General features: G+C 63.0%; 2 protein-coding genes. Both read right to left on the reverse strand.

Features of this window, described 5'->3' with window-relative positions; genetic code table 11:
* Positions 1–290: 290 nt before the first annotated feature.
* Entirely contained in the window at positions 291–6,317 is a 6,027-nt protein-coding gene (locus tag ABWP84_RS16870; protein ID WP_353213195.1) for a DUF4326 domain-containing protein, read from the reverse strand.
* 510 nt (positions 6,318–6,827) lie between these two features.
* Positions 6,828–8,654, reverse strand: coding sequence for a hypothetical protein (locus ABWP84_RS16875; protein WP_353213196.1), 1,827 nt, complete (start codon positions 8,652–8,654; stop codon positions 6,828–6,830).
* Between the last annotated feature and the right edge of the window lie 1,029 nt (positions 8,655–9,683).

The raw sequence follows: 9,683 nt of genomic DNA on the forward strand, positions 1-9,683 counted from the left end.
GAAGTTATCAAACAGCCCCACACGGGAGCCGGCCATGGGCCGGGCTCCTAGTCCCTGTGAGACGCGTGCGCGAGGAGGCGGGTGGTGCAACGGTGAGGCAGTGGTGCGGTCGGTGACGAGGCGGTCGGTAGGCAGGTTAAGGTCGTGATTGTGCATTGTTCTGGATAGGTCCCTTGGGAGGGTAGGGTGGGTGTTTGGTGGCCATGTCTCAGCATCATAGATGCTTCATGTTGGCTGCCGGATTGAGGTACTATCTGTCTGTTTCTGCGACGAAACGGTGACGGTGTCACCTAGAAGGGTATGAGGATGGCAAGATTGAGCTGGACGTCCGCGAATGGCAGTCCCCGGGCGTCCGCGGCTTCGGAGAAGCGGACGGTCGCGGCATCGCCGCGGTTGAGGGCGATGATGCAAGCTGTCCAGCCGTGTCCGTTGTGCTCGAGGCACGGGTATGTGGGCCAGCACACGGCTGGCACGCGGACACGTCGGCCCATTGCGTTTGCGGAGGTGAGCGGAGAGCTGTCAGGCGGCGGCGGCGTCTCTGCGGCGTCTTCTGCAGTCACGTCCATGTTGTCCAACACGTGACGTGCGCGCGCGGGAATGGTGCCACCGTAGGCGTGCATGAGGGCTATGTTCCCTTCGCTGTTGCAAATTTTTGGAATGTTGGCGACTTGGATGGAGTCAACGATAGCCTTCTCAGCTTGGTTGACCCAATTGATATGGAGCGAGGTGCCATGCCGCGCGTAGATCTTAAGTGACTCTGGGCTCGCCCATCGGCAAATCATTTGGATGACGTCGTCACTGGCCCCCGCCGCCTTTAGAGCTGTTGCGAGCCCGGAGCGCAGCGAATGCCAGGAGTAGCAGGCGGCCACCTTTTCGCCATACAGCTTTACGAGAGCGACGTGCAACAGCGAGTCCATGAAGGCGTGCGTGTAAGGCTGACCATGCTCGTTGGCGAAGAGAGGCGTGGTTTCGCGGGCGAGGCCACGCGCTGGGCGGTCAATCTCGATCTGCTGGATTATGAAGCCTGCACTGTTGGGGTCCGAGGAGTAAGAGATCGCGGAGGGAAAGGGTGAGTGTATCTCACCAAACTGGTCCGTTTTCGACCTCGGCGGCGCAATGAGGATTGTGTCGCCTGGGCGCAGGGCGGCTAACTGTGCTGGCGTGGGGTCCGAGACGTGGACTCCTGCAATGATGTATGTCACGTCATGGCGCGTGACGTAGCAGATCTCGCCCGAGGGGTGAGCAACAAACTCGGCTAGTCGATGACCGGTGCGCCAGCCGAGGCTGAGCATGCCTCGAAAGGCCCATCCAGCGTAGGTATTCGGATCGTAATTCGTAGTTCCGAGCCGTGCGGCGCCGAGCTGGACGAGGGCCTGCACCATACTGAATTTCATCGGCTCGCGCCGGTGTGGCATGAGTGAGTGGGCCCCATGGACGCTGACGAAGGCCCGTAAGAGGCCATTGAGCTCACCCTGCACGACTTTTGCAGCCGGCAAAAGGATCTTCCACTTTCGAAAGATGCGTATGAGGGCGAGCACGTAGGCAAAGGCGCTCCGCGGCTTGGCCCACTGGCAGCCGCGGCGGCCTTTCATCTTGGGGTAGATGAAGAGCAAGAAAGTTGCCATCAGAGTGCCCACCTCGCCGGGGTGGTCGCGCACCTGCTGGGCAGACAGGAGGGGGTCGAAGCCAACGAGCTCGGCGAATTGCTCCCAGTGGCTCCATGTGGCTTCGTCCTTTCGGCGCGTGCCGTGGGCCGTGCCAAAGTCAGTGAGGTCAGAGGCATGCTGCAGCAGGGCTGCGAGCTGGCCAACACTGTGATTAGCCCCAAATCCGAGGTTGGCAAAGCTCGCCGCCCGCCGGTTCGACTGCGCCGTCGACGCGGCGTGCAGAGCTTCGGCCGCGGCGGAGGTACGTACAGGCGCGCGCGGCAGCGCCATGAGTCGGAGCTTGCCAATCGTGGTCAGCGTCAGCTCCCCCCGCCGGACCGCCTGCGGTCGCGCCCGCACTGCAACGGAGCTGGTGCGCGATTGTTTCGGCTCGAGCACAGCCGTGGGCGGATGCTTGATGGGCGGATGCCTTGCTCGAGGCAGCAGAGGCTTGCCCGCGCCCGCCGCCAAAGCCGCCGGCTGTTGCAGCTTTTCGGCGAGGCGCTGTGATATCGCGGCGAGGCGCTGTGATATCGCAGGTTGTGGGGGCATCGCTGCGGGCCCTACTCGAATTGGGGCAGCCGTATTGCCACCTAGGGCACTTGCCAGGCGACGCGAGAGCAAAGGCCCCGTCGGGCATTGCCTCGCCTGTGCCGGTGCGTGGCCCATCCTGGCTTGCAGCTTGGCGCTAAGGGTAGCGACCGCGTCACCATCCTCGTTTGCTGCTGAGTGTCGACCGAGGCCGAGCATCGCCGCGGGGATGACTGGATCGCGTCGCACGTAGCGTTGAGGTTGAAGGCGCACCCCGATGGCGCGCGCCGTTCGCGCAAGGGTGTGCAAGATGTCCAGTGCGGCCTCTGGTACCTGGATCTGAAGCGGCCGTATATTCGCCGCTCGACAGAGCAAGCGGAAGCGCTCGAGGAGGTTCCGCGAGACAGCGTCGCCGAAGACGTTCGTGTCGCCGCCGATGTGCTGGACGTCCGCGACGGCCGCCACGTCGTTGTACCGCTTGTTGCGCAAGAAGAGGTGGTGGGCGAGCGAGAGCATGGGGCTGTGCGCGCGATGTCGTGAGAGGACAAAGGGCGTGGCCAGGGCGTCACTCTGGAGTCGAATCCGGCGCGCATGCGCTAGGTAGGGTGCGAACACGATGGCCCCGACGCACGTGGCGCACAGCTCGAGCACGGTGATGTGGAGATAAAGGAGCCATTCCATTGGGATCTCCACATGCCACCACAGCCCGTGACAGAACCCTCCAAGGCCAGGCGGTACACTGTCGGTTGCAGCGTCTGCCGTGACCGTGAATATGACCGCTAGGCCGAGGTTGATTGGCTCAGCCTGCCTGCGGATTGCGGCTGTCATCGGCGCCCCTCCCGATGTCACAAGCAGCTCTCGGTGACGCAGGAGCTGCTCGCACTGGAAGGGAGTTGGTCGGATCAACGTATTCGGCCCCCCTTGTAGCACTCGGCGAGAGCCGTGCGGCTCGTAAAGCCCGTACATGCACGAAGTTCTCGTGTGATAGACGTAGCGCAGGTGCTCAAGCATGCCAATGAGCGCCCTGTAATCCTGGAAGGACAGCCCGTGCGTGAGCAGCTCGTTGATGCGCTCGATTGTGCGCAAGAGCTTGGCTTTGGGAATGAGCACGAGGCCGAGCCCGGCGAGTAGCAGGACGCCAAGCCAGGGTGCCCACGTGCCCAGATGGCGCTTCTCGTGGATGGCCATCTTGAGCCTCATGTCAGTCACCAGGCGCATCCAGGTAGACAGAAGGCGAAGTGCTCGGTCTCTTCCGACCACTCCGAAGATGGGATCATCCGTGTACATGTGCACGACGTACAGTCGGGTCTGCAGGTCTGCGCTCCGGATTCGACGGCGGATCTCGCGCCACGCTACTGCCTTTGGTCGCTCATCTGGAGGCGCACTTTGTTCGGCGAGATCCATATCTTCGCGCATTATGGAGAGGATTGCTTCGCTGAATCGCTGGGCGATATTGGAGGAGGGCGACGCGCCGAAGCCCAGACGACGCTCCGACACAAAGAAGAGGCGCTCGCCCACCGGTCTAGGATTGTGCACCTCGTCTGCGTGCAGAAAGACGATCCCGAGCTTCCACCAGTCTTCAGAGGCGATGGCAAGTTGATTGAAATAGTCCTTGGCGTCGTCGCCGAACACGTACAGCGGCTCGTCCAGGTGTCGCGCCGTGGCGAGGAGGATCGAGAGGTCGTTCATGATCATACCGAGATTGGGCTTGATCTCTTGGGGCCGCAACGAGGGTGAGCCCAGCAGAGCGGGATTCGCCAACCCACGCTCGTGAAGGTACTTCAGCCAAGGCGGATCATGCCGTAAAGTAAACCACACGGGCAGATGGCGGATGCGCGAGGCCACGTTGATCGAGATCGCCTGCAGCCCTCCTTCGTCGAAGGTAGGCTTGCGTGGGCCGCCACACTCAGTGGTGCGGCGGTAACGCTCCTCAAGCTTGCGTGACGTAGCGCCCTGCCCGTTTAAGTAGATGGGCCAGAACGGGAGGTCCTCGAAGAACTTGTACCAACCAGGCTCGCTCAGTCGATATAGCTCCTTCCTGACAGATTCGAATCCTTTCGGCAGCGAGATCAGGTGGGGAACCAAGATTGTCTGGAGCTCTACATCGGCTTCGAAGCGAATACCGTCGAGGATATTGGCGACTAAGTTCTGGTCAGGGTACCCTTCCAATCTGCGCCGGAGGAAGGCAAGATCGAGATTTGACTCGTTCGGGAGCGTCACGTCCAACGGCACCGCGCAAGCGCTGCGTTCGAACGTCAGATCCCAAATTTGCCCTCGCGCCCACGGCAGCATCGCCGCCTGCCCCAGTGCAATGGCCTGCGGCCGGAGCAGCTCGCAGTTGAGCTGCTTCAACTCAATGCAGCGTAGCTGGGCCAGCGCCTTGCCCAGCCAAGTATGGACGCGTACACGCGCCTGCGGCGTTAGCAATTCCATGGCTGATCGCACACAGTGCGGCGGGACGGCCGGCAACTGGCTGGGCATGCGCGGTAGATAGGCAGTGACCGCCGGCGCGTACACCGGCGCGAAGGGCAACGCCAAGAGGTCAACCGCCAACATGTCTGGCAATCGGACCTGCACCAAGTCGAGCAGCTCTTGGGGCGGCGGGCGAATCCGCTCGGCCCACCCCTCGAGGAGTGGGTCGTCACTGGCTAGAAGCGCGTCGCGCAGGAGCTGTTGATGACCGGCGTCACGTTGGAGCCAATAGCCCACGGTAGAGTAGGCGTAGGTCACCGCTCGAAGTCCGACCATACTCGCCATCGGGACTGCTCCTAAACGAAAGACCGGATGAGTCCGCTCCCCCTCATGCATCAGGTCGGCCGTGTGGGTGACGGGGCCGACGCAGGCAGCTACGCTAGCGAGTGCGCGCGCGGCCGGGTCATAAAGCGGCGTGCCCATCAGGCTGGCCAGCGTGCACCACATGAGCGTGGAGCCCATACTGCACAGGTGTCGCCTCCTGCTCGCTGAACGCACAACGGCTGCCGCCACAGGCACAAAGGGGAGTAAGCATACGCCTAGGCGCGGCCCGTTCTCTCCGTACTGGCCGATCATGAAGGTGGTCGCGGCCGCTTCCGTCGTGAAGGCGAGCTCGGCCCAGAGCTCGAGCAGCCGCATCGGCACAGAGCGTGCGGATGAGAGGGGCAACTCTGCTCCTAGAACTTGGTAACCGTTCACGTGAGCGAAGATGAGTGGTTCGATTAGGGCGGTGATGAAGAGGAGCACGACGCCTTGCGACGTCAGCGCAGCAAAGGTCACCAGATGCGCAAACGTTAAGTGTTCCATTCTGGTCGTGTCGGCCTGCTCGAAGGAGGCCGGCGCTGCCCCCCGCATATCATCAGCGACGTTAACGACCGTCTCCGAGCTGCGTAATCTGCGCTGCTCTGCAATGTCTACCTCGATACCCTCGTCGCGTAGGCGAAGGCGCAGCGTTCGCGCGATGCCGTCGGCGTGGCAGCGCTTCGGGAAGCACCAGCACATCAGGCGCAGCGATTCGCCTGCCCGCAGGCGTGCTTCGGCTGCGCCGAGCGCGTCCGCGAGCCCCTGGCGCGCCGCTAGCTTCCTGAAGCGCCCGTCGACGCGTAGCCGGTGCTTCGCCGCGATCGCGTCTAGATTGGCGCCGGTCGGGTCCTTGAGGAGTTCGTCGAACGCGAAGCATACGGCGTCACGGAAACGCTCGTCGCATCCATCGGCGCCCATTGGGAATGGATTACCACAGGCCGTCTGCCGGTCCACGCGCAGGTCCTGGACGCCAGGTGGCAACCGTGCCGCCGGCCCTTTCGTACCCAGATTACCCACGGAGACAGAGGGTCGAAGCGCCCGGGTGATCTCGGAGATAGGCACCTCGGCTAACCCCGCTCCACGCGCAAAGGGGGCATCAGGCGAATCACAATCAGCGGGACAATCGATTGGTCCGACGAGAGACCGAGATCCACCGCTCCCTCCGTGCCACGTGTCCCCCTCACGTGCGCATGCGCCCCCTTCGAGCACGTCTTCTAGTGAAGGGGCCGAGTTCGGAGGCGCAAGAGTGGTGGATTCGCCAAACCCCGGGCGTTGCAGCCCGAGCGGTGGGCCATCGGTGGCGTTTGGGTGTAAGGACACGTCACCCATCTCGGCGTCACCGCCCCCGCGCCGGCGAAGGGCCATCCGAGGCTGACTCGGGACCTTCTCGGGGCTGGCGGCAACATCGGTGGTACAGCGAAGTGTAGACCACGTCGACCGAGACGGTATCGGCCACTCGTTGCGAGTGGAATCTCCAGGGCTGCGCGATGGTTGAGCCCCACTCGCTGTTGTCGAAAGACTTAGCGGTAGAATAGATCCGGAGATTAGGCCTGAGACGAGCTTCCCAGGCTCATGATGTCTCGAGTAAGGCCAGCCTGAGACGAGCCGAGGAGTACTCGAGGCTCGCGATGTCTCGAGTAAGGCTGCACGAGCCCGTAGGCGTGGAAGTTCAAGAATAGATCCGGAGATCGTAAGGGCGCCGCAAGATGTCGATGATAACTGGCCAGAGACGGGTCTCGAGGGCCGTGGTAAGGTGCCGCACAATGTGGAAAGGAGTACCCATGTGAAGAGGAAGGAAGCTAATAGATACCCAGAGAGGAGATGGTCGCAGAATAGATAGATCAGGAGCAGGCCGCTGGCCCACCCCCAAGCGCATCACTTGATCTTCTGCTTCTTGCTCTTGGGATGCCCTCCGTCATCCTTCTCCGCCGGCACCGACATGTCGCGGCTCACCTTCGCCAAGTTGAAGTCCTTTGGCGTGGTATGCTTCGCCGACGTAAGCGAGGTGTGGCCTTCCTTACCCCAATGAGGGCAGAGTGCCAGCCGATCAGCCCCCTTCTTGATGGAGAGGAGCACGGGAAAGCAGTGATCCTTGTCGAGCGCGTAGTGGCTCCCGATCGCGGCCACGTCATACACTCTGCTGCCGAGCTTCATGTGGGTGGCGTCCGGCCAAGTCGCAGCATTCGGCAGCGAGCCGGGTTTGCCCCCGCCCCGCCCGCCGTCCTCACCACCTCTCCCACCACGGCCCCTGCCCTTGCCTTTGCCGGGGACGACTAACGCATCCGTTACGGTGACGAGGGCGGTGCTGCTCGAGCCTGCGCCCAAGTGGACGCCGGGGAACGAGCGCGGCGTCGAGGCCTTGAACAGGCTCGGGAGGGCCTTGCGGATGTAGACGAGAGGCTTTGCGCCCTTCTTCTTCTCCGCGATGCCGTTGTCATATGGCCCGCCGAACGCGAGGTGGAAGGTGAGCTTGGCCGCTGCCGGCTCCGGGTGGCTCAGCATACGGCCGTGGGCCGCGCTGCATTCAATAAGGGCCTCCTCGAAGAGCATTTGCGCGTGCGGCAGCAAATCCACCTGCTCGAGGTCGCCCTGCTTGCGGATCCACTTGACGTATTCAAGCTGTGTCGTGAAAAGCGCAGCCAGAGTGTAGCCCTCATCGGAGGCTGCCGCCCAGCCCGCCGCAATCATCGTCGCCGTCACCAGAGGGATGCACTCGGAGAGCACCGTCTCGACAATGAATAGCTGCTCCACCGGGCAATTCAGAAAGGGCTCCGACGCGTCCAGATTTGCGAGGGGAAGTGCGCCCCCTGCCCCTGGCTTGCCCGGGAGCTCGTTGAACCAGGAGATCGCCGAGAGGGCACCTCGAAACAGCAGATCGCACTGCGACTGGTGGAAGAGCCAGTTGACTCGCTCTTCGGGCACTTCGCCTCCAATCGCCGCCTGCGCCTTTCCGAGGTATTCCGGCATCGCGCTCAGCGCCTGGAACAGCTGGCTGAACACAACGTGCTTCGTTTGGAGGCACGCTGGGTTTGCAAAGAAGCGATGGACGATGGCGAGCCCCGATAGGCAGGCCGTCTCCAACGCCTCCAGGCGCCCTGCGACCGAGTCCAGGTCGCATTCCGCCACCTCGGCAGCCATCTCGAGGAAGCGCTCGTCCTCGAGGATAGCCCGCCTGAGCGCCGCGTCAGTGACACCCCTGAGCGAGACAGACCTTGACCCCAAGTCCTCCCCCTCTGGTACCAACGCGTGCCGATCAGCTGCCGAAGATTTCCATTCCGCCGCCTCCAAACGGAAGCGGCGCACCATCTCCTCGACCGGCAGGAAGGTGTTCCAACACTGCACGAGGAAGGCAGCGTGTTCCTGCATGAGCACGTCAACCGCGTCCAGGTGATCAAACAGGGATGCCCCATCGCGAAAGCCACGCGCAAAGGGCGCTAAGGTTCGAACGACAGTCGCTCGAGAAGCCCGATTGGGCGCCCGCTGCAGGACAGCATGCAGCGCAGCGTAATCACGCCCGATGTACTCCAGCCGAGCGGTCGTGACCTTATCCTGTCGCGGGATGTCCCCAGAGTAGGAGATCGCATCTATGAGCTCCGCCTCCTTCGAGTCCGTTGAGAAGGAATGGCTACGTAAGGCAAGTGGCAGCAGCTCGAGGGCATCCGAGAACGCTGGGAATTGCCGCGCAGCGGCGGCGTCGCCCACAGAGCTGCTCCTGGTCCCCAGATGCGTGCACAGGCCAGTGAGCAGCGCGTCAGCCACCCCTCGCACATGAGAGGCCGGATCGTTTCGAGCTACTTGCGAGCAGCGGTCGGGTGCAGCCAATCCGAGCGACAAGAAGGCTGCGAACGGGAAGATAGATGTGTTATCCAGCCGAGCCCTCAATTGCACGAGGTGCAACCAGGTGAGCTCCACCGTCCGGGAAGGTGGTACAGCGGCAACTGCGGCCACGCCCGGCACAGGCGCCACCGCCGCGACCGCGGGCCTACCGCGAACTGCTCTCACCGCTGGCACCCCGCGCCTAGCCCTGACGGCGGCCACGGCTGCCACAGCAGGTACTGCGGCGATCCCTGCCACAGGCGCAACTGCGAGCACCCGAGCCGCCCCACCAAAGAAGAACGGCGAGGGAGTCTCCAGATCGCCAACCCCTAGAAGAAAAGGAGAAGGGGAAGGAGCACGCGGCAACGCCGCCTCCAGCTTATCTTGGAGCAGGCGAGTGGAAGTGAAGACCACCGCAAAGACGCCGAGAGATTCGTAGGCGTCGGCGCATTGCCCCAGGAAGCCCGGTGTAACCATCGTGGTAAGCTCGGACATGGCGAGTATGGCGCGCGATGCGACCGCCCCTTCATCCACATGCATCGGAAGACAAAGTACGGCTTGCAAAACAAGAGCGGGGGCCGCCACCTCTCCTGGATGCGCAGGCCCAGCATGGAGCCAGCCCAGGTCGGGCAGCGCGCGTCTTGCCGCGCAGCGAGCGTCCACTCTCAGATAGTCCAGCTCGGGCAACCCCGTCGGCGGAGCGCATCGATTGAAGACATGAGGCACTGCTGGTGGGGCGAGTGGTGCTGCCGGGGCAGCGAGTGCAGGCGCGATCCCTCCTGCGGCAGCCATTGCAAGTGGATGCCGAGCCGAAGGATGCCCTTAGAAGATTGGAACGTAAGGCCTTGTGTGTGTCCCTTGCACGATCAGAGTGCGCGCTCAGCTCACTCTTGACACGACACGAGGGCGAGACGT

The sequence above is a fragment of the Rhodovarius sp. genome, from assembly GCF_040399605.1.
Taxonomy (GTDB): Bacteria; Pseudomonadota; Alphaproteobacteria; order Acetobacterales; family Acetobacteraceae; genus Rhodovarius; species Rhodovarius crocodyli_A.